The sequence below is a fragment of the Streptomyces sp. NPDC007095 genome (assembly GCF_040634475.1).
In the GTDB taxonomy this organism is placed as follows: Bacteria; Actinomycetota; Actinomycetes; order Streptomycetales; family Streptomycetaceae; genus Streptomyces.
This window is the reverse complement of sequence record NZ_JBEYFS010000077.1, coordinates 1-20,521: the sequence shown is the minus strand read 5'-3', so window position 1 is coordinate 20,521 and position 20,521 is coordinate 1. Positions and strand designations below refer to the sequence as shown.

Genomic DNA, 20,521 nt, shown 5'->3' with positions numbered 1-20,521 from the left:
GGGATAACTCGTGCCCGACAAGCCCGAGACGCAGCGCACCGTCGACGCGCAGACCGTCGACGAGCGCCCCCGCCGTCGGCAGGCCCGCGGCGAGCGCAGGATCGCCCAGCTGCTGGAGGCCGCCGCCTCCGTCTTCTGCACCACCGGCTACACCGCCGCCAGCACCAACGCCATCGCCCGCGAGGCAGGCGTCTCACCGGGCACGCTGTACCAGTTCTTCCCGAACAAAGAGGCCATCGCGATCGAGCTGGGCGACCGGCTCATGCACGAGATGCGCGACACCTACGGCGAGGCACTGGCCCCGGTCGACCCCACGACCCCGCTGGAGGAGGCCGTGGGCGCCGCGGTCGACCGGTTCATCGCCTTCAACTGCGATCACCCTGTGTTCTTCGCACTGATGCACGGCCCCGACATCCCGGGCCGGATCGCCGAGGAGCACGACGCCCTGCACGCGACCCTGATCTCACGGACAGAGGGGCTGCTCTCCTCCCTCATGACCGACGCGCCCGCCACCGAGGTCACGCGCATCGCGCACGTGTGCCTGGGCATCTACAAGGCCGGCCTGGAGCTGGTCCTCTCGAACGAGGGTGCCGAGCGCGAGGCGTACATCCGAGAGTTGAAGGACGTCCTGCTCCGCTACCTGGAGCCGCTGATCCGCGACAGGACACCCACCCCGACGGACCTCACCCCCGGTCCCGCGGAGTTCACGGCTCCAACCCCCTGACCACGCACGGCCCCAACCCCCGACCACGCGCAGCCCCAACCCAATGACCATGCACGACCCAACCCCCCGACCGCACACGGCGACCCGGCCGTCGAGCACGGCCGCCCGCGCCCCGGTCATGGCGGAGTACCCCATACTGCGACATAGCGGACATCTGCCATAAGGTTCGGATAAATCAGACCGAGCCCAAGGGGCAAGCCGTGACCCAGAATCAGCCGCCCGGCGCGCCCCGGGCCCGCATTCCCGGACCCCAGCAGCCCCCGCCGTCGTACCCCCAGATCCGCACCGGACTGTGGCGACGCTGCCTGGGCGTCGGGCTCGCGCTCTGGACGCTGACGGCGATCGTCACGTACACGACGAGGAACACCACGCCGCTGCCGACCCTGATCCTGCTCGGCAGTTTCCTGGCACCCGTCGTCTTCACGCTCTGGGCGTACGAGCGCCACGGCCGCGACCTCGGCGTCCAGGTGATCCTCAGCTGCTTCCTGACCGGCGGGACCCTCGGGGTGCTGGGCGCGTCGGTGATGGAGAACCACCTGCTCCACCCCTCGCTGTCGAGGTGCGTCGGCGTCGGACTGACCGAGGAGGCGGCGAAGCTGGCCGCGCTGGCGTTCGTCCTGCGCCGCCACCCCCGGCTCCGGGGACTGCGGGCCGGCCTCGGGCTCGGCGCGAGCGTCGGCTTCGGCTTCGCGGCGATGGAGAGCGCGGGGTACGCGTTCAACGCCGCCCTCTCCCTCAAGGGACTGGATCTGCGCGCCCTGCTGGAGACGGAGATCCTGCGCGGGCCGCTCACCCCCTTCGGGCACGGCCTGTGGACGGCGATCACGGGAGCGGTGCTGCTCACGTACCGCAACCCGCAAGGGCGCTTCCAGTACGCCGGCCCGGTGGCGGGCAGCTACGTCGGTGTGTCGCTGCTGCACGCCCTGTGGGACTCGACACACGGCATCGCGCTCTGGCTGGTCGCACGGCTGACCACGACAGGGCTCGACCGGACGCTGTTCGGGCTGGGGTACCTGCAGGGGCCCACCGACGAGCAGAAACATCTCTTCACGCTGTTCTCCGTGGGCGGCCTGATCATCGTCGGGCTCGCGGGGGTCGGCTGGGTACGTTCGCTGACACGCCGCGACTTCGCTTGGAGAAATACCCCCTAGGGGTATAGTGTCGGGTACCTGAGCAAGCCACCCGAACCCCACACGCCTCGACGAGGAGTACGCCATGACCGCGCAGACCGACACCCCGGGTTCCGTCACGACCGTCTACCAGGTGAGCGGAATGAGCTGCGGGCACTGTGAGGGCTCCGTCTCCGGCGAGATCTCCGAGATCCCCGGTGTGACCTCGGTGAAGGCCGTCGCCGCCACCGGCGAGGTGACCGTGGTCTCCGCGGCGCCGCTCGACGAGGAGGCCGTGCGCGCCGCCGTCGACGAGGCGGGCTTCGAGCTCGCCGTCCAGGTCTGAGTCACCGGCCCTCGCACTCACCGGTCGCTCCCCCGCGCCTTCCAGTTCCCCGTACCACCCGCATCACCCCGCACCACTCAGCTCTCCACACCGGGCCGTACCGACCAGCTGATACTGGCTCCGTACGGCCCGGCTCATTCCCTGGAGCCCGACCATGACCACCGCAGCACCCGAGCCGGCCATAGCCGTGACGACCCCGACCACCGCGACAGCCGCGCCGTCGGAGGTGGAGCTCACCATCGGCGGAATGACCTGCGCCTCCTGCGCGGCCCGCGTCGAGAAGAAGCTCAACCGCATGGACGGCGTCACCGCCACGGTCAACTTCGCGACGGAGAAGGCGAAGGTCTCGTACCCGGTGGGGGTACAGGTCGCCGACCTCGTCGCCACCGTCGTGAAGACGGGATACACGGCCGAGGAACCCCCGCCGCCACGCCTCGAAACGCCGGAACGGGCCACCGACGCCGGCGCCGCCGACGAGGACCACGAACTCGCCTCCCTGCGCGAACGGCTCGTCGTCTCGGCCCTGCTCGCCCTCCCCGTCGTCCTGATGTCGATGGTCCCGGCGCTGCAGTTCGACAACTGGCAGTGGCTCTCGCTGACCCTCGCCGCACCCGTCGTGGTCTGGGGTGCACTGCCCTTCCACCGGGCCGCGTTCACCAACGCGCGCCACGGCGCGGCCACCATGGACACCCTCGTCTCGGTCGGCACGCTCGCCGCGTTCGGCTGGTCCCTGTGGGCGCTGTTCTGGGGGCACGCGGGCATGCCGGGCATGCGGCACGGCTTCGACCTCACCGTCTCGCGTACGGAGGGGTCGTCGACGATCTATCTCGAAGTCGCCGCGGGTGTCGTCGCGTTCATCCTGCTCGGCCGTTACCTGGAGGCCCGCTCCAAGCGGCGGGCCGGAGCCGCGCTGCGGGCGCTGATGGAGCTGGGGGCCAAGGACGTCGCGGTGCTACGGGACGGCCGTGAGGTCCGTATCCCGGTCGCGCGGCTGGCGACGGGCGACCGTTTCGTCGTGCGGCCCGGCGAGAAGATCGCCACCGACGGGACGGTGGTGGAGGGTTCCTCCGCCGTCGACGCCTCCATGCTGACGGGCGAGTCGGTGCCGGTGGACGTGACGGTGGGTTCCGCCGTCACCGGCGCGACCGTGAACGCCGGCGGACGGCTCGTCGTCGAGGCGACCCGGGTCGGCACCGACACCCAACTCGCGCGGATGGCCCGGCTCGTCGAGGACGCGCAGAACGGCAAGGCCGAGGTGCAGCGCCTCGCCGACCGGATCTCCGGGATCTTCGTGCCGGTGGTGCTGGTGATCGCGCTCGGCACCTTCGGAGTGTGGCTCGGCGTCACCGGCGACACCGTCGCCGCCTTCACCGCGGCCGTCGCGGTGCTGATCATCGCCTGCCCCTGCGCCCTCGGCCTCGCGACCCCGACCGCCCTGATGGTCGGCACCGGCCGCGGCGCCCAGCTCGGCATCCTCATCAAGGGCCCCGAGGTCCTGGAGTCCACGCGCCGCGTCGACACGGTCGTCCTGGACAAGACCGGCACGGTGACGACGGGACGGATGACACTGCGGGAGGTGTACGTCGTCGCCGACACCGACGAGAAGGAGCTCCTGCGGCTCGCAGGCGCCCTGGAACACGCCTCCGAGCATCCGGTGGCCCAGGCAATCGCCGCGGGCGCTCAGGAGCGGGCTGGTGACCTTCCCCCGGTGGAGCACTTCGAGAACGTCCCCGGGCTCGGCGTACGCGGGCGCGTGGAGGGTCACGACGTCCAGGTGGGGCGGCTCCACGAAGGCGAGCTCCCGGAGGCGCTGGCCCGCGCCAAGGCCGAGGCACAGGCGGAGGGACGTACGGCCGTCGTGGTCGCCCGCGACGGGGTGGCACTCGGCGTCCTGACCGTCGCCGACGCGATCAAGGAGACCAGCGCCGAGGCGGTGCGCGCGCTGCGCGGCCTGGGGCTCACACCGGTCCTGCTCACCGGGGACAACCGGGCGGTCGCCCAGTCCGTGGCGCGTGCCGTCGGCATCGACCCCGGGGAGGTGATCGCCGAGGTGCTGCCCGAGGACAAGGTCGCCGTCGTCAGGCGCCTCCAGAGCGAGGGGCGGACCGTGGCGATGGTGGGCGACGGGGTGAACGACGCGGCGGCGCTCGCCACCGCCGACCTGGGCCTCGCGATGGGGACGGGCACGGACGCGGCGATCGAGGCGAGCGACCTGACGCTGGTCCGGGGGGATCTGCGAGTGGCCGCGGACGCGATCCGGCTGTCGCGCAAGACCCTCTCCACCATCAAGGGGAACCTGGTGTGGGCGTTCGGATACAACGTGGCGGCACTGCCGCTCGCCGCGGCCGGGCTCCTCAACCCGATGATCGCGGGGGCCGCGATGGCCTTCTCGTCGGTGTTCGTGGTGACGAACAGCCTTCGACTCAGGACATTCTCATGACGACGGAGTAAGAGTCCCCCTAGAGTCCAACGGGAGCCTCACATAAGCTCTTCACAAGGCTCGCGCATCTTCCTTACGCTTGGGCCTCGATTGCCATATCAGTCTCTTGCATATCTTCAGGACATATGCAAGAGACGCAGATCACAGTGATGCGAACGTAACCATCGAAGGGGTTCGTGAGTCTAAGTTGGCGATGCCGGAGACGTCTTGGGGGGCGTCTCTGACATCTGGGGATGTCTTGGGGGACGTTCCCGGAACTGCGTTGCCGGGGCACGTGCAGCGGGGAGCTTTGAGCGGCCCTCCCGTCGGTACGGGTCCCGGCAGACCGCAACCCAGCAGTACATGAGCACCGCAGTAGTACAGAGAGTTTTGCTCGTTTTGCCCACGGCAGGGCCGGTCAGCCCGGCCGGCCGGGAGCAACGCGACAGCACGCTCGCAGCGATTCAGGCGCTGTCCCACAGACGCCCGGCCGGATCCCGTGGGGGGAATCCGCACCGGGACAAGGAAAGCGCCCTGACTGCCGGCCCGTGGGGGGACCGGTAGCAGGGCGCTTTCCGTTTTTCTTGTAAGTGACCTGCGCCTAGCGGGCCTCGACCGGGACGAAGTCGCGCAGGACCTCGCCCGTGTAGATCTGGCGCGGGCGGCCGATGCGGGAGCCGGGCTCCTTGATCATCTCGTGCCACTGGGCGATCCAGCCCGGGAGGCGGCCGAGGGCGAACAGGACCGTGAACATCTCGGTCGGGAAGCCCATCGCGCGGTAGATCAGACCGGTGTAGAAGTCCACGTTCGGGTAGAGGCTGCGCGAGACGAAGTAGTCGTCGGAGAGCGCGTGCTCCTCCAGCTTGAGCGCGATGTCCAGCAGCTCGTCGGACTTGCCGAGCGCCGAGAGGACGTCGTGCGCAGCCGCCTTGATGATCTTCGCCCGAGGGTCGAAGTTCTTGTAGACGCGGTGGCCGAAGCCCATCAGACGGACGCCGTCCTCCTTGTTCTTCACCTTGCGGATGAAGGAGTCGACGTCGCCGCCGGAGGCCTGGATGCCCTCCAGCATCTCCAGCACGGACTGGTTGGCGCCACCGTGCAGGGGGCCCCACAGCGCGCTGATGCCGGCGGAGATCGACGCGAACATGTTCGCCTGCGACGAGCCCACCAGGCGCACGGTGGAGGTCGAACAGTTCTGCTCGTGGTCGGCGTGCAGGATGAGCAGCTTGTCGAGCGCGGCGACGACGACCGGGTCGAGCTCGTAATCCTGGGCGGGGACCGAGAAGGTCATGCGCAGGAAGTTCTCGACGTACCCGAGGTCGTTGCGCGGGTAGACGAAGGGGTGACCGATCGACTTCTTGTAGGCGTACGCCGCGATCGTCGGAAGCTTGGCAAGAAGGCGGATCGTCGAAAGGTGACGCTGCTTCTCGTCGAACGGGTTGTGGCTGTCCTGGTAGAACGTCGACAGGGCACTGACCACCGACGACAGCATCGCCATCGGGTGGGCGTCGCGCGGGAAGCCCTGGAAGAAGCGCTTGACGTCCTCGTGCAGCAGGGTGTGCTGCGTGATCTCGTTCTTGAAGGTGGAGAGCTCGTCCACGTTCGGCAGCTCGCCGTTGATCAGCAGAGAGGCCACCTCAAGGAAGGTGGAGCGCTCGGCCAGCTGTTCGATCGGGTAGCCGCGGTACCGGAGGATGCCCTGCTCACCGTCGAGGTAGGTGATCGCGGATTTATACGCGGCGGTGTTGCCGTACCCGCTGTCCAGCGTCACCAGCCCGGTCTGGGCGCGGAGCTTCCCGATGTCGAAGCCCTTGTCGCCGACGGTGCTGTCGATCACCGGGTAGGTGTACTCGCCATCGCCGTACCGCAGTACTACAGAGTTGTCGCTCACGTCATCCCTCACCGACGTTGTGCCTCTTCTTCGAGGTGCCCTGACTGTCTCTACCATCCCCCATTTGGCCCTGGAGAGTGCACTCGGGGTCGACCATTGGGCCTATTGGCGGCACTCAGTGCCGCCAACCTTCTCATCCTGCCCCCCTTCGCCCTGGTTCCGGAAGTGCTGTGTGACCTTTGCGACTCATTTGATCGATCATTTTTTGTGACGCCTGGGGTGGGGGTGGGTCCCCCACCCCCCGGAGCTCCGCCCCGGACCCCGCGGGGCGTCATTTCGGCTGCGGGTGGGTGGGGCCGGTCGCCCGGTTCCCCGTCCCCCTAAGAGCCTTGGGGCGCCCGGTGTTCGAGGGCCGGGCCGTCACGTGGTGAGGCGGTGATCGAGGGATGTGTGGCGGCGGCCCGCCGACACCGTGCGGACCGCCTGGCCGATCGCCTTGCGGGAGCCGACCAGGACGACGAGCTTCTTGGCCCGGGTGACCGCCGTGTAGAGCAGATTGCGCTGGAGCATCATCCACGCGCCGGTGGTGACCGGGATCACCACCGCGGGGTACTCACTGCCCTGGGAGCGGTGGATCGTCACCGCGTACGCGTGGGCCAGCTCGTCGAGTTCGTCGAAGTCGTAGGGGACCTCCTCGTCCTCGTCCGTCAGCACCGTCAGACGCTGCTCCTCGGAGTCGAGCGAGGTGACCACGCCCACGGTGCCGTTGAAGACGCCGTTCTCCCCTTTTTCGTAGTTGTTGCGGATTTGGGTCACCTTGTCGCCGACCCGGAAGACCCGGCCGCCGAAGCGTTTTTCGGGCAGGTCGGGGCGGCCTGGCGTGATCGCCTGCTGCAACAGGCCGTTGAGGGTGCCCGCGCCCGCCGGGCCGCGGTGCATGGGCGCCAGCACCTGGATGTCCCGGCGCGGGTCGAGCCCGAACCTGGCCGGAATCCGCCGTGCCGCCACATCCACGGTGAGCCGCCCGGCCTCCTCGGTCTCGTCCTCGACGAAGAGGAAGAAGTCCTTCATGCCGTCGGTGACGGGGTGCTGCCCGGAGTTGATCCGGTGCGCGTTCGTCACCACTCCGGACTGCTGGGCCTGGCGGAAGACCTGGGTCAGACGGACGGAGGGGATGGGGCTCCGGTCGGCGAGCAGGTCGCGCAGGACCTCGCCCGCGCCGACGCTGGGGAGTTGGTCGACGTCCCCGACGAACAGCAGGTGGGCGCCCGGCGGGACCGCCTTGACCAGCTTGTTGGCCAGGAGGAGGTCGAGCATGGAGGCCTCGTCCACGACCACCAGGTCGGCGTCCAGCGGTCGGTCCTTGTCGTACGCCGCGTCCCCGCCCGGCTTGAGCTCCAGAAGCCGGTGCACAGTGGAGGCATCCGCTCCGGTCAGCTCGGCAAGTCGCTTGGCGGCACGGCCCGTCGGCGCCGCGAGCACGACCTTCGCCCGCTTGGCGCGCGCCAGCTCCACGATCGAGCGGACCGTGAACGACTTGCCGCAGCCGGGGCCTCCGGTGAGCACCGCGACCTTCTTGGTGAGCGCCAGCCGGACGGCCTCCTCCTGACCGGGCGCCAACTCCGCGCCCGTACGCCCCTTCAGCCAGGTCAGCGCCTTGTCCCAGGCCACGTCGTGGAAACCGGGCATCCGGTCCTCGGTGGTGCGCAGGAGGCGCAACAGCTGTGCCGAGAGGGAGAGTTCGGCGCGGTGGAAGGGGACCAGGTAGATGGCCGTGACGGTGTCCGGGCCGCCGTCGGGACCTGGGACCTTCTCGCGTACGACGCCCGGCTCCCGTACGCCACCGGGTTCGTCCTCGTCCTCGGTCGGCTCCGACAGTTCCGCCAGGCATTCGATGACCAGGCCCGTGTCCACCTGGAGCAGCTTCACCGCGTCGGCGATCAGCTGCTCCTCGGGGAGGAAGCAGTGGCCCTGGTCGGCGGACTGCGACAGGGCGTACTGCAGGCCCGCCTTGACGCGCTCGGGGCTGTCGTGCGGGATGCCGACGGACTGGGCGATCTTGTCGGCGGTGAGGAAGCCGATGCCCCAGACGTCGGCGGCCAGGCGGTAGGGCTGGTTCTTGACGACCGAGATCGACGCGTCGCCGTACTTCTTGTAGATGCGCACCGCGATCGACGTCGACACCTCGACGGTCTGGAGGAAGAGCATGACCTCCTTGATCGCCTTCTGCTCCTCCCAGGCGTCGGCGATCTTCTTGGTGCGCTTGGGACCGAGGCCCGGGACCTCGATGAGGCGCTTGGGCTCCTCCTCGATGATCTGGAGCGTGTCCAGCCCGAAGTGCCGGGTGATGCGGTCGGCGAAGATCGGGCCGATTCCCTTGACCAGGCCGGAGCCTAGGTAGCGGCGGATGCCCTGGACGGTGGCGGGCAGGACGGTCGTGTAGTTCTCCACCGTGAACTGCTTGCCGTACTGCGGGTGGGAGCCCCAACGGCCCTCCATCCGGAGCGACTCGCCCACCTGGGCACCGAGGAGTGCGCCCACGACGGTGAGCAGATCACCGGCGCCGCGGCCGGTGTCCACCCTCGCGACCGTGTACCCGTTCTCCTCGTTGGCGTACGTGATCCGCTCGAGCACGCCCTCGACGACCGCCAGTTGCACCTGCCGGTTCCCCGCCTGATTGGACATGATCCGAAGGTACCTGTGACGACTGACAGCCGGGGCGCCGCGGCGGACAGAGGCGGGCGGACCCGCACCTCGCCCCGCTCATCTGAGCGCCGTTCATCACGATCCGGTCTCGGCATGTGGTTGAGGTCTTGATTAATGCTCGTGTAATCGATTCCAATCCTCCGTGTAATCGATTCCACGAGGAGGTGGAGCGGCGATGGCGAGCATCAAGGACGTTGCCGCCGAGGCCGGCGTATCCGTCGCCACGGTCTCGCGCGTCCTGAACGATCATCCGTCGGTCAGCGAAGACGCACGCACCCGCGTGCTGGCCGCCGTACAGACCCTGGGCTACCGCCCGAACGCCGTCGCCCGCTCCCTGCGCACCGACCAGACCCGCACCCTCGGCCTGGTCATCAGCGACGTACTCAACCCGTACTTCACCGAGCTGGCCCGCTCCGTCGAGGAGGAGGCCCGCGCCCTCGGCTACAGCGTGATCATCGGCAACGCCGACGAACGGCCGGACCTCCAGGACCACCACGTACGGACCCTGCTGGACCGGCGGATCGACGGACTGCTCGTCTCCCCCGCCGACGGCGGCTCCGCCGGGATGCTGGACGCCGCGCGCGCGGGGACGCCGATGGTCTTCGTGGACCGATGGATCCCGGGCGTGGACGTGCCCGTCGTACGGGCGGACGGCCGGACGGCGGTCCGGGATCTCGTGGCCCATCTGCACGCGCTCGGACACCGCCGGCTCGCGATCATCGCGGGACCCGGGGCGACCACCACCGGCAGCGAGCGCGTCGAGGCCTTCCGGGAGGCCATGGCCGAGCACGGGCTGCCGCTCCCGGACGCCTACATAGGCCAGGGCGACTTCCAGGCCGAGAGCGGACGGCGGGTCACCGAGGGCTTCCTCGACCTGTCCGAGCCGCCCGAGGTCGTCTTCGCCGCCGACAACCTGATGGCGCTCGGCGCACTGGACGCGATCCGCGCGCGCGGACTGCGGGTTCCCGAGGACATCGCGCTCGCGGCGTTCGACGACATCCCGTGGTTCGTGCACACCGATCCGCCGATCACCGCGGTCGCCCAGCCGACCGGCGAGCTGGGGCGGGCCGCTGTACGCGCGCTCGTCGACCGGATCGAGGGCCGCCCCCCGCAGTCGGTCACCCTCGCCGCCCGTCTCGTCGTCCGCCGCTCGTGCGGCGAACCGGCCCCCACCCCGCACTCCCCCGTAACGAACAGGAGTAAGCCGTGAGCAACCAGGACGAGTTGCTGCGCATCGAGGGCATCCGAAAGACCTTCCCCGGCGTGGTCGCGCTCGACAGCGTCGACTTCGATCTGCGCCGCGGCGAGGTGCATGTGCTGCTCGGCGAGAACGGTGCCGGCAAGAGCACGCTCATCAAGATGCTCTCGGGCGCCTACCAGCCCGACTCCGGGCGCGTCCTCGTCGAGGGCGAGGAGGTGCGCATCCACGGTGCGCAGGACTCCGAGCGCCTCGGGATCGCGACCATCTACCAGGAGTTCAACCTCGTTCCCGATCTGACGGTCGCCGAGAACATCTTCCTGGGACGGCAGCCGCGCCGCTACGGGTTGATCGACCGGAAGACGATGGAGGCCGAGGCCGCCGAACTGCTGGAGCGGGTCGGGGTCAGCGTCTCCCCGCGCGCGCGGGTGCGTGAACTCGGTATCGCACGTCTCCAGATGGTCGAGATCGCGAAGGCGCTGAGCCTGAACGCCCGCGTTCTGATCATGGACGAGCCGACCGCGGTGCTCACCTCCGAAGAGGTCGAAAAACTCTTCGCCATCGTGCGCCAGCTGCGCGAGGACGGTGTCGGCATCGTCTTCATCACGCACCACTTGGAGGAGATCGCCGCCCTGGGGGACCGGGTCACCGTCATCCGGGACGGCAAGAGCGTCGGGCAGGTCCCCGCCTCCACCACCGAGGACGAGCTCGTGCGGCTCATGGTGGGGCGGTCGATCGAGCAGCAGTATCCACGCGTGCGGGCCACTGGTGACGACGGCTCCGGGGCCGCCCTGCTGACCGTCGAGGGGCTGACCCGTGACGGGGTCTTCCACGACGTGAGTTTCGAGGTGCGGGCCGGTGAGGTCGTCGGTATCGCGGGGCTCGTGGGGGCCGGTCGTACGGAGGTCGTACGAGCGGTCTTCGGGGCCGATCCGTACGACAAGGGGGCCGTCAAGGTCGCCGGTTCCGAGCTGCGGCGGCACGACGTGAACGCGGCGATGGCGGCCGGGATCGGGCTCATCCCCGAGGACCGCAAGGGCCAGGGGCTGCTCCTGGACGCCTCCGTCGAGGAGAACCTCGGCCTGGTCACCATGCGGGCGGCGACCCATGGCGGGCTCGTCGACCTCAAGGGCCAGCGGGAGGCCGCCGCGCGGATCGCCGAGCAGCTCGGCGTCCGGATGGCCGGCCTCGGCCAGCATGTGCGCACCCTCTCCGGCGGCAACCAGCAGAAGGTCGTCATCGGCAAGTGGCTGCTGGCCGACACCAAGGTGCTGATCCTCGACGAGCCGACCCGTGGCATCGACGTCGGCGCCAAGGTCGAGATCTACCAGCTCGTCAACGAACTGACGGCCGCCGGCGCGGCCGTCCTGATGATCTCCAGCGATCTGCCCGAGGTGCTCGGTATGAGCGACCGGGTGCTGGTGATGGCCCAGGGCCGGATCGCGGGCGAACTGTCCGCCGACGAGGCGACCCAGGACTCCGTGATGGCACTCGCCGTCAGCACACCGACCACCAACTCTGTTACCGCTGTGGAGGGCTCCCGTGGCCACTGACACGCTCAAGAGCACTACGGGCGCGAGTGGCGCCTCGGCGGTCCGCCGCCTTCTGCTCGACAACGGGGCGCTCACCGCGCTCATCGCCCTCGTCATCGCGATGTCGGCGCTGTCCGGCGACTTCCTGACGACGGACAACCTGCTCAACATCGGCGTCCAGGCGGCCGTGACCGCCATCCTCGCCTTCGGTGTGACCTTCGTGATCGTCTCGGCGGGCATCGACCTGTCGGTCGGCTCGGTCGCCGCGCTGTCCGCCACCGTCCTCGCCTGGATGGCGACTTCCCAGGGCGTCCCGGTATGGATCGCGGTGATCCTCGCGGTCGCGACCGGCATAGCGTGCGGCCTGGTCAACGGCGTCCTGATCTCCTACGGGAAGCTGCCGCCGTTCATCGCGACGCTCGCCATGCTGTCGGTGGGCCGCGGTCTGTCCCTGGTGATCTCGCAGGGCTCGCCGATCGCCTTCCCCGACTCGGTCTCGCACCTCGGTGACACCCTCGGCGGCTGGCTGCCGGTCCCTGTGCTGGTGATGGTCGTCATGGGCCTGATCACCGCCCTGATCCTGGGCCGTACGTACATCGGCCGCTCCATGTACGCGATCGGCGGCAACGAGGAGGCCGCGCGCCTCTCGGGCCTGCGGGTGAAGAGGCAGAAGCTCGCGATCTACGCGCTGTCGGGTCTCTTCGCGGCCGCCGCGGGCATCGTGCTCGCCTCCCGCCTGTCCTCGGCGCAGCCGCAGGCCGCGCAGGGCTACGAGCTGGACGCGATCGCCGCGGTCGTCATCGGCGGCGCCTCCCTGGCGGGCGGCACCGGCAAGGCGTCCGGCACGCTGATCGGCGCCCTGATCCTCGCGGTGCTCCGCAACGGTCTGAACCTGCTCTCCGTCTCCGCCTTCTGGCAGCAGGTCGTCATCGGTGTCGTGATCGCGCTGGCGGTGCTGCTGGACACGGTGCGGCGCAAGGCCGGGACGACTCCGGTGGCCGCCGGGGCGGGTGCGCCGGGCGGCAGGGGCAAGCAGGCGGCGACGTACATCATCGCGGCCGTGGTCGCGGCGGCCGTCGTCGGTGCGATGTCCTTCCTGCACAACGGCTCCTCGTCGGCGACCAAGAAGGTGGGCCTGTCCCTCTCCACCCTGAACAACCCGTTCTTCGTGCAGATCAAGTCGGGTGCCCAGCAGGAGGCGAAGAAGCTCGGCGTGGACCTGACCGTCACGGACGCGCAGAACGACGCCTCGCAGCAGGCCAACCAACTCCAGAACTTCACCAGTTCGGGTCTCGGCTCGATCATCGTCAATCCGGTGGACTCGGACGCGGCGGGCCCGGCGGTCCGCTCCGCGAACAAGGCGGGCATCCCCGTCGTCGGCGTGGACCGGGGCGTGAACAAGGCCGACACGGCCGCGCTGGTCGCCTCCGACAACATCGCGGGCGGCAAGCTGGGCGGCAAGGGCAAGATCGTGATCCTGCAGGGTCTGGCCGGAACGTCCGCGAGCCGTGAGCGCGGCGCGGGCTTCGCCGAGGGTCTGAAGGCCTACCCGGGCATCGAGGTCGTCGCCCGGCAGCCCGCGGACTTCGACCGCACCAAGGGCCTCGACGTGATGACGAACCTGCTTCAGGCGCACCCCGACATCCAGGGTGTCTTCGCGGAGAACGACGAGATGGCTCTCGGCGCGATCAAGGCGCTCGGCTCCAAGGCCGGCACGTCGGTCTCGGTCATCGGCTTCGACGGCGAACCGGACGGCCTGAAGGCGGTCAAGGACGGCACGATGTACGCGTCCGTGGCCCAGCAGCCGACGGAGCTCGGCCGGATCGCGGTGGAGAACGCGCTCAACGCCGCCGAGGGCAAGAAGGTCGAGAAGACGGTGATGGTGCCGGTGAAGGTGGTAACGAAGGAGAATGTGGCCGGCTTCGGCGGATGACCTGAGCGGGCCGCCCGGCGGCGCGCCGCGGACGACCTCCGCGCGCCGCCGGGCGGCCCGCCCTGTTGCTTCGACTCACCTTCATGACTCACCTTCATAGGGAGAAAGTTCATGTACGACTACGACCTGCTGGTCGTGGGATCGGCCAACGCCGACCTGGTGATCGGGGTCGAGCGGCGGCCCGCGGCCGGCGAGACGGTGCTCGGCTCCGACCTGGTCGTCCACCCGGGCGGCAAGGGCGCCAACCAGGCGGTCGCCGCCGCCCGCCTCGGAGCCCGTACGGCGCTGCTGGCCCGGGTCGGCGACGACGCGCACGGGCGGCTGCTGCTCGACTCGCAGCGGGCGGCCGGGGTCGACACGGCGGGCGTGCTCGTCGGCGGGGCGCCGACCGGGGTCGCGCTGATCACGGTGGATCCCTCCGGGGACAACAGCATCGTGGTCTCGCCGGGTGCCAACGGCCGCCTCACACCCGAGGACGTACGGTCCGCCGGAAACCTCCTGGCGTCCTCCCGGGTGGTCTCGGCACAGCTGGAGATCCCGCTGGAGACGGTCGTGGAGGTCGTACGGAATCTCGCTCCCGGCAGCCGATTCGTACTGAACCCGTCGCCGCCGCGCGCGCTGCCCGCCGAGGTGCTCGCGGCCTGCGATCCGCTGATCGTGAACGAGCACGAGGCGCGGGTGATCGTCGGCACGGATCTCGGGGACTCCCCGGAGGACTGGGCGTCCGCCCTGCTCGCCCTCGGCCCGCGCTCTGTGGTGATCACGCTGGGCGCGCGGGGCGCGCTGGTGGCTTCCGCCGAGGGCGCCGCGCGGGTGCCGTCGGTGAAGGTGGAGACGGTGGACACGACGGGCGCGGGGGACGCGTTCACGGCGGCACTGGCGTGGCGGCTGGGGCTCGAAGAGCCGCTCGCCGAGGCGGCCGCGTACGCCGCCCGCGTCGGTGCGGCGGCGGTCACCCGCGCCGGCGCGCAGGAGTCCTTCCCGACGGCCGAAGAGGTCGCGTCGCTATGAAGAAGGCCGGAATCCTGAACCGCCATCTGTCGGGCGCGCTGGCCGAGCTGGGCCACGGGGACGGGGTGCTCGTCTGCGATGCGGGGATGCCCATCCCCGCCGGTCCGCGCGTCGTGGACCTGGCCTTCCGGGCCGGGGTGCCGTCCTTCGCCGAGGTGCTCGACGGGCTGCTGGAGGAACTCGTGGTGGAGGGTGCCACGGCCGCGCGCGAGGTCCGCGGGGCGAACCCGGAGGTGACGGCCCTGCTGGACGCCCGTTTCCCCACGCTGTCGACGGTCTCCCACGAGGAACTGAAATCGCTGTCGGCGGGCGCGAAGCTGATCGTCCGCACGGGAGAGGCGCGGCCGTACGCGAATGTGCTGCTGCGGTGCGGGGTGTTCTTCTGACCCGACGCCCGACAGGTCGGCACGGTGCCCGACAGGTCGGCACGGTGCCCGACAGGATCGGCACAGTGCCCGACAGGATCGGCACAGTGCCCGACATGCTTCGAGGGGCCCGGTCCGTCGACCAGGCCCCTCGGTTTTCCCCTCCAACATCAGAACCCCCGCGATCCCCCCGGATCCCCCTCCAGAAGTCCTGATGCCAAGTACGACACGCGGGGCGGGGGAAGGGTTGCACGGCCTTCCGGGATTTTTTCGGGATGCCTCCACGCATGCGTGAATCCGGTTCCTCTTTCGAGGACGACGTACTCGGCGAACTGGGCGACGGCAAGCTCCAGGAGATCGCGGGGCTGCTGGGGACCGACACGGCGGGCGCCCAGGAGGTGGTCGGGACCACGGTCTCGGCACTCGCCGGCCCCGTACAGGAGGAGGCTGCGGCGGCGCCCGAGGAGGAGGTCCCGCTCCAGGGCGTGTCCACCCTGGGCGGGTTCGCCACCGGCGGCCTCATGGCCGGGGTGCTGGCCAAGGTGAGCAAGCCGGTCGCGAACGCCGTCGCCAAGAAGACGGGCATCCCGGCGGCCACGGTCACCCGTGTCATCGAGATGCTCGTCCCGGTCGTACTGACGGTCCTCAGCAAGCGGGCGGCACGCAAGAAGTGACGGCGGCCGGCCGACCGGCTACCCGGCGTGCTCCACGAACCGTGCCGCCGTCTCCGCCAGCACCTCCCGCCCGTCCCGCGCCCACAACCCGTCGTTGAACAGCTCGACCTCGATCGGCCCGGAGTAGCCCGCCGCCTCGACGTACCCCCGCCACTCCCGCATGTCGATCGAACCGTCGCCGATCTGACCGCGACCGTTGAGCACGCCTTCGGGCAACGGAGTCGTCCAGTCGGCGAGCTGGAAGGTGTGGATACGGCCGCCGGCACCCGCGCGGGCGATCTGGGCGGGAGCCGTGTCGTCCCACCAGATGTGGTACGTGTCGACGGTGACGCCCACCTGGTCCGCGGGAAAGCGTTCCGCCAGGTCCAGGGCCTGGGCGAGGGTGGAGACGACACAGCGGTCCGCGGCGTACATGGGGTGGAGGGGCTCGATGGCCAGCCGCACGCCCCGCTCGGCGGCGTACGGGCCCAGCTCCCCCAACGCGTCGGCGATCCGCTCCCGCGCGCCGTGCAGGTCCTTCGAGCCGGCCGGCAGCCCCCCGGAGACCAGGACCAGGGTGTCCGTACCGAGGGCCGCGGCCTCGTCGATGGCCGCGCGGTTGTCGTCCAGGGCGCGGGCCCGCTCCCGCGGGTCGATCGCCGTGAAGAAGCCACCGCGGCAGAGGGTGGTGACGGCCAGACCCGCGTCGCGGACGAGTTTGGCGGTGGCGTCGAGGCCGTACGACTGGACGGGTTCACGCCAGAGGCCGACGCCCGGAATTCCCAGCTCCAGGCAGGACTCGACCAGTTCGGGCATCGATAGTTGCCTGACCGTCATCTGGTTGATGGAGAAGCGGGCGAGGCTCATGGGGTCACTCCGTACAGGGCCAGCAGGGTCTTCATGCGCGTCTCGGCGAGTTCCGGGCTCGGGAACAGGCCCAGGGTGTCCGCCAGCTCGTACGCCCGCGTGAAGTGCGGCAGCGAGCGGGCCGACTGGAGGCCGCCGACCATCGTGAAGTGGGACTGGTGGCCGGCCAGCCAGGCCAGGAAGACGACGCCCGTCTTGTAGAAGCGGGTCGGGGCCTGGAAGAGATGGCGGGAGAGCTCGACGGTCGGATCGAGGAGTTCACGGAAGCCCTTGACGTCACCGGTGTCGAGGACCCGTACCGCCTCCGCCGCGAGCGGGCCCAGCGGGTCGAAGATGCCGAGCAGGGCGTGGCTGAAGCCCTGTTCGTCGCCCGCGATCAGCTCGGGGTAGTTGAAGTCGTCGCCCGTGTAGCAGCGCACGCCCTGCGGGAGGCGGCGGCGTAGGTCGACCTCCCGTTGGGCGTCGAGGAGGGAGACCTTGATGCCGTCGACCTTGTCCGGGTGGGCCGCGATGACCTCCAGGAAGACGTCCGTCGCCGCGTCCAGGTCACCCGACCCCCAGTAGCCCTCAAGGGCCGGGTCGAACATGGGGCCGAGCCAGTGCAGGATCACGGGCTCGGACGCCTGGCGGAGCAGATGCCCGTAGACCTCCAGGTAGTCCTCGGGCCCCTTCGCGGTCGCCGCCAGCGCCCGGGAGGCCATGAGGATGGCCTGCGCCCCCGACTCCTCGACGAGGGCGAGCTGCTCCTCATAGGCCGTTCGCACCTCCTCCGACGAGGCCGGCCCGGCGAGCTGATCGGTGCCGACACCGCACGCGATACGGCCCCCGACCGCCTTCGCCTCCGCCGCCGACCGGCGGATGAGTTCCGCCGCGCCGGCCCAGTCCAGGCCCATCCCGCGCTGCGCGGTGTCCATCGCCTCGGCGACGCCGAGCCCGTGGGACCACAGGTGGCGGCGGAAGGCGAGGGTGGCGTCCCAGTCGACGGCGGCGGGCGAGTCGGGCGAGACGTCCGCGTACGGGTCGGCGACGACATGCGCGGCCGAGAAGACCGTACGGGAGGTGAAGGGTGCACCGGTGGTGAGGGCGAGTGGGACGGCACGCGGCTCATAGGCCCTCAACGCGCCGTTCTTGTCCGGCAGCCGAAGGGTCACAGCGAGATCTCCGGCACGTCGAGACGGCGGCCCTCGGCCGAGGACTTCAGCCCCAGTTCGGCGAGCTGGACGCCGCGGGCGCCGGCGAGGAGGTCCCAGTGGTAGGGGGCGTCGGCGTACACATGCCGCAGGAACAGCTCCCACTGCGCCTTGAAGCCGTTGTCGAACTCGGCGTTGTCGGGGATCTCCTGCCACTGGTCGCGGAAGGAGTAGGTGGCCGGGATGTCGGGGTTCCAGACCGGCTTGGGGGTCGCGGAGCGGTGCTGGACGCGGCAGTTGCGCAGGCCTGCCACCGCCGAGCCCTCCGTGCCGTCCACCTGGAACTCGACGAGCTCGTCGCGGTTGACGCGGACGGCCCAGGAGGAGTTGATCTGGGCGATCGCGCCGCCTTCGAGTTCGAAGATGCCGTACGCGGCGTCGTCGGCCGTGGCGTCGTAGGGCTTGTCCTGCTCGTCCCAGCGCTGCGGGATGTGGGTGGCGGTGAGCGCCTGGACGGAGGTGACCCGGCCGAACAGCTCGTGGAGCACGTACTCCCAGTGCGGGAACATGTCGACGACGATGCCGCCGCCGTCCTCCGCGCGATAGTTCCAGGAGGGCCGCTGGGCGCTCTGCCAGTCGCCCTCGAAGACCCAGTAGCCGAACTCCCCGCGGATGGACAGGATCCGTCCGAAGAAGCCCCCGTCGATGAGCCGCTTGAGTTTCAGCAGCCCCGGGAGGAAGAGCTTGTCCTGCACGACCCCGTGCTTGATGCCTTTCTCGTGGGCGAGGCGGGCCAGCTCCAGGGCGCCGTCGAGGCCGGTGGCGGTGGGCTTCTCGGTGTAGATGTGCTTGCCCGCGGCGATGGCCTTCTTGATGGCCTCCTCGCGGGCGGAAGTCACCTGGGCGTCGAAGTAGAGGTCCACGGTCGGGTCGGCGAGGACCTCGTCCACGTCCGTCGACCAGTGCTCCAGGCCGTGCTGCTCGGCGAGCGCCTTCAGCGCGTGCTCGCGGCGGCCGACGAGAACCGGCTCGGGCCACAGCACCGTGCCGTCGCCGAGGTCGAGGCCGCCCTGGTCGCGCAGGGCGAGAATCGAGCGGACGAGGTGCTGGCGGTAGCCCATGCGCCCCGTCACGCCGTTCATGGCGATTCGCACCGTCTTGCGTGTCACGTGATTCCCTTCGTACGCGGGTTCCGCGCCGCGTACGCCCCACTGGTGAACGTGACAGCAAGCGCTTTCTACTCAAGAAGAAGTTAGCCTCTGTCGAGCCGATTGGACAAGACCATACGGACGACGAGATGTTCGACCGTCCGGACGGCTGGACGTAGGGGGCGTGGCACGGTCGGATGGAGCACTACGAGCAGTACGAGCAGTACGAGCAGTACGAGCAGTACGAGCACGACGGGTACGACGGGTACGGCAGGCCAAAGAGCACAGCGAGCACGAGAAGCACGATGAGGTGCTACGAGATGCGTGACCGGAGGACGACGAGATGACCGTGACCCTGGCGGACGTGGCGGCGCGGGCGCAGGTCTCGCCCGCGACCGTGTCCCGGGTGCTGAACGGGAACTATCCCGTCGCGGCGTCCACGCGCGAGCGGGTACTGCGCGCGGTGGACGACCTGGACTACGTGCTGAACGGGCCCGCGAGTTCGCTGGCCGCCGCCACCTCCGACCTGGTCGGCATCCTGGTGAACGACATCGCCGACCCCTTCTTCGGGATCATGGCGGCCGCGATCCAGTCGGAGATCGGCGGCCCCGGAGGGCGTGCGGGCGGCGAACGGCTCGGGGTCGTGTGCAACACCGGCGGCTCCCCGGAGCGTGAGCTGACCTACCTCACGCTCCTTCAGCGCCAGCGCGCCGCCGCGGTCGTCCTGACGGGCGGTGCCGTCGAGGACGCGCCGCACGCGGCGGCGGTCGCGGCGAAGCTGCGCAAGCTCGGGGACGCGGGGACCCAGGTGGTCCTGTGCGGACGGCCGCCCGCGCCCGACGCCCCCGAGGCGATCGCGCTCACCTTCGACAACCGGGGCGGCGGCCAGCAGCTCACCGAGCACCTGATCGGGCTCGGCCACCGCCGGCTCGGCTACATCGCGGGCCCTGAGGAGCGGACGACGACCCGGCACCGACTGGAGGGGCACCGCGCCGCGCTGGCCGCGCACGACATCGAGGACGATCCGCGCCGCACGGTGCACGGACGCTACGACCGTCGCGCCGGCTACGAGGCGACGCTCGAACTCCTGCGCCGCGACCCGTCGTTGACGGCTGTCGTCGCCGCCAACGACACCGTCGCCCTCGGCGCGTGCGCCGCGCTGCGCGAGGCGGGCCTGCGTATCCCCGACGACGTGTCCGTCGCCGGCTTCGACGACCTCCCCTTCAGCATCGACGCGGTACCCGCGCTGACGACGGTGCGGTTGCCGCTGTCGGAGGCGGGGGCCCGGGCCGGCCGCATCGCGATGGGCCGCGAGGAGCCGCCGCCGGGCGGGATCGCGACGGTGCGGGGGGAATTGATGGTGCGGGGCTCTACGGGGGTGCCGCGGGCCTGAACGGGGGTTTTCGCCCCCGCCGCCCCTACCCGTCCCATCCCTACCTGGGGGCTCCGCCCCCAGACCCCCGCGGTGCGTTCTTCGGGTGCGTCTCAACCTGAGCGCGGCTGAGGACACGGTGTTCACCGAGGCCGAGCGGGCGCCCTTGGAACTGGC

General features: G+C 70.2%; 17 protein-coding genes. 12 read left to right on the top strand and 5 right to left on the bottom strand.

What is annotated here, in order from left to right:
* Nucleotides 1-10: 10 nt before the first annotated feature.
* The 4 genes from ABZ656_RS25685 (at nt 11) to ABZ656_RS25670 (ending at nt 4,619) form a co-directional block, all read left to right on the top strand.
* Nucleotides 11-724, top strand: a complete 714-nt coding sequence (locus tag ABZ656_RS25685; RefSeq protein WP_360270742.1) for a TetR/AcrR family transcriptional regulator — start codon at nt 11-13, stop codon at nt 722-724.
* A gap of 200 nt (nt 725-924) precedes the next feature.
* A complete protein-coding gene (locus tag ABZ656_RS25680) occupies nt 925-1,875 on the top strand; it encodes a PrsW family glutamic-type intramembrane protease (protein WP_360270740.1) in 951 nt (316 codons plus the stop codon).
* A 64-nt stretch (nt 1,876-1,939) separates the two neighbouring features.
* On the top strand, nt 1,940-2,179 hold the full coding sequence (locus tag ABZ656_RS25675) for a heavy-metal-associated domain-containing protein (protein WP_101405082.1): 240 nt from the start codon (nt 1,940-1,942) through the stop codon (nt 2,177-2,179).
* A 154-nt stretch (nt 2,180-2,333) separates the two neighbouring features.
* Nucleotides 2,334-4,619 (top strand): heavy metal translocating P-type ATPase, encoded by a 2,286-nt coding sequence (locus ABZ656_RS25670; RefSeq protein WP_360270738.1) that lies wholly within the window; start codon nt 2,334-2,336, stop codon nt 4,617-4,619.
* Nucleotides 4,620-5,199: 580 nt separating this feature from the next.
* On the opposite strand, the gene ABZ656_RS25665 is transcribed toward ABZ656_RS25670, so the two are convergent.
* Entirely contained in the window at nt 5,200-6,489 is a 1,290-nt protein-coding gene (locus ABZ656_RS25665; RefSeq protein ID WP_067370471.1) for a citrate synthase, read from the bottom strand.
* A gap of 360 nt (nt 6,490-6,849) precedes the next feature.
* Nucleotides 6,850-9,114 carry an ATP-dependent RecD-like DNA helicase gene (locus ABZ656_RS25660; protein ID WP_360270735.1) on the bottom strand — a complete coding sequence of 755 codons (2,265 nt, stop codon included), beginning with the start codon at nt 9,112-9,114 and terminating at the stop codon, nt 6,850-6,852.
* Nucleotides 9,115-9,310: 196 nt separating this feature from the next.
* Between ABZ656_RS25660 and ABZ656_RS25655 the strand changes: the two genes are divergently transcribed.
* The 6 genes from ABZ656_RS25655 to ABZ656_RS25630 all read left to right on the top strand — a co-directional run bounded on the left by ABZ656_RS25655 (nt 9,311) and on the right by ABZ656_RS25630 (nt 15,848).
* Entirely contained in the window at nt 9,311-10,345 is a 1,035-nt protein-coding gene (locus ABZ656_RS25655) for a LacI family DNA-binding transcriptional regulator (RefSeq protein WP_101405079.1), read from the top strand.
* A complete protein-coding gene (locus ABZ656_RS25650) occupies nt 10,342-11,886 on the top strand; it encodes a sugar ABC transporter ATP-binding protein (protein ID WP_101405078.1) in 1,545 nt (514 codons plus the stop codon). The genes ABZ656_RS25655 and ABZ656_RS25650 overlap by 4 nt, the downstream gene beginning before the upstream one ends.
* Entirely contained in the window at nt 11,876-13,798 is a 1,923-nt protein-coding gene (locus ABZ656_RS25645) for a substrate-binding domain-containing protein (protein WP_360270733.1), read from the top strand. The genes ABZ656_RS25650 and ABZ656_RS25645 overlap by 11 nt, the downstream gene beginning before the upstream one ends.
* 111 nt (nt 13,799-13,909) lie before the next feature.
* Nucleotides 13,910-14,809: a ribokinase gene (locus ABZ656_RS25640; protein WP_101405076.1), complete on the top strand. Its 900-nt coding sequence runs from the start codon at nt 13,910-13,912 to the stop codon at nt 14,807-14,809.
* Nucleotides 14,806-15,195 (top strand): D-ribose pyranase, encoded by a 390-nt coding sequence (gene rbsD, locus ABZ656_RS25635; protein ID WP_101405075.1) that lies wholly within the window; start codon nt 14,806-14,808, stop codon nt 15,193-15,195. The genes ABZ656_RS25640 and rbsD overlap by 4 nt, the downstream gene beginning before the upstream one ends.
* A gap of 266 nt (nt 15,196-15,461) precedes the next feature.
* On the top strand, nt 15,462-15,848 hold the full coding sequence (locus ABZ656_RS25630; RefSeq protein ID WP_360270730.1) for a DUF937 domain-containing protein: 387 nt from the start codon (nt 15,462-15,464) through the stop codon (nt 15,846-15,848).
* 18 nt (nt 15,849-15,866) lie between these two features.
* Here ABZ656_RS25630 and ABZ656_RS25625 read toward each other — a convergent pair whose 3' ends face one another.
* Genes ABZ656_RS25625 through ABZ656_RS25615 form a run of 3 tightly spaced genes read right to left on the bottom strand, consistent with a single transcriptional unit; the run spans nt 15,867 to nt 18,993 of the window.
* The gene (locus ABZ656_RS25625) at nt 15,867-16,694 is read right to left on the bottom strand and encodes a sugar phosphate isomerase/epimerase family protein (protein ID WP_360270728.1); all 828 of its coding nucleotides are present in this window, start codon (nt 16,692-16,694) and stop codon (nt 15,867-15,869) included.
* On the bottom strand, nt 16,691-17,845 hold the full coding sequence (locus ABZ656_RS25620) for a dihydrodipicolinate synthase family protein (protein WP_101405066.1): 1,155 nt from the start codon (nt 17,843-17,845) through the stop codon (nt 16,691-16,693). The genes ABZ656_RS25625 and ABZ656_RS25620 overlap by 4 nt, the downstream gene beginning before the upstream one ends.
* Nucleotides 17,842-18,993 (bottom strand): Gfo/Idh/MocA family oxidoreductase, encoded by a 1,152-nt coding sequence (locus tag ABZ656_RS25615; protein WP_101405065.1) that lies wholly within the window; start codon nt 18,991-18,993, stop codon nt 17,842-17,844. Before ABZ656_RS25615 ends, ABZ656_RS25620 begins: the two co-directional genes overlap by 4 nt.
* A 176-nt stretch (nt 18,994-19,169) precedes the next feature.
* On the opposite strand from ABZ656_RS25615, the gene ABZ656_RS25610 reads away from it, so the two are divergent.
* Entirely contained in the window at nt 19,170-19,319 is a 150-nt protein-coding gene (locus ABZ656_RS25610; protein ID WP_360270726.1) for a hypothetical protein, read from the top strand.
* Entirely contained in the window at nt 19,316-20,365 is a 1,050-nt protein-coding gene (locus tag ABZ656_RS25605; protein WP_067370505.1) for a LacI family DNA-binding transcriptional regulator, read from the top strand. Before ABZ656_RS25610 ends, ABZ656_RS25605 begins: the two co-directional genes overlap by 4 nt.
* Nucleotides 20,366-20,521: the final 156 nt, after the last annotated feature.

What these genes read in the sequence shown, in the direction of transcription:
- ABZ656_RS25675 (WP_101405082.1), top strand. Translation starts at nt 1,940, where the DNA reads ATGACCGCGCAGACCGACACCCCGGGTTCCGTCACGACCGTCTACCAG.
- ABZ656_RS25670 (WP_360270738.1), top strand. Translation starts at nt 2,334, where the DNA reads ATGACCACCGCAGCACCCGAGCCGGCCATAGCCGTGACGACCCCGACC.
- ABZ656_RS25660 (WP_360270735.1), bottom strand. Translation starts at nt 9,114, where the DNA reads ATGTCCAATCAGGCGGGGAACCGGCAGGTGCAACTGGCGGTCGTCGAG.
- ABZ656_RS25655 (WP_101405079.1), top strand. Translation starts at nt 9,311, where the DNA reads ATGGCGAGCATCAAGGACGTTGCCGCCGAGGCCGGCGTATCCGTCGCC.
- ABZ656_RS25640 (WP_101405076.1), top strand. Translation starts at nt 13,910, where the DNA reads ATGTACGACTACGACCTGCTGGTCGTGGGATCGGCCAACGCCGACCTG.
- rbsD (WP_101405075.1), top strand. Translation starts at nt 14,806, where the DNA reads ATGAAGAAGGCCGGAATCCTGAACCGCCATCTGTCGGGCGCGCTGGCC.
- ABZ656_RS25630 (WP_360270730.1), top strand. Translation starts at nt 15,462, where the DNA reads ATGCGTGAATCCGGTTCCTCTTTCGAGGACGACGTACTCGGCGAACTG.
- ABZ656_RS25625 (WP_360270728.1), bottom strand. Translation starts at nt 16,694, where the DNA reads ATGAGCCTCGCCCGCTTCTCCATCAACCAGATGACGGTCAGGCAACTA.
- ABZ656_RS25610 (WP_360270726.1), top strand. Translation starts at nt 19,170, where the DNA reads ATGGAGCACTACGAGCAGTACGAGCAGTACGAGCAGTACGAGCAGTAC.
- ABZ656_RS25605 (WP_067370505.1), top strand. Translation starts at nt 19,316, where the DNA reads ATGACCGTGACCCTGGCGGACGTGGCGGCGCGGGCGCAGGTCTCGCCC.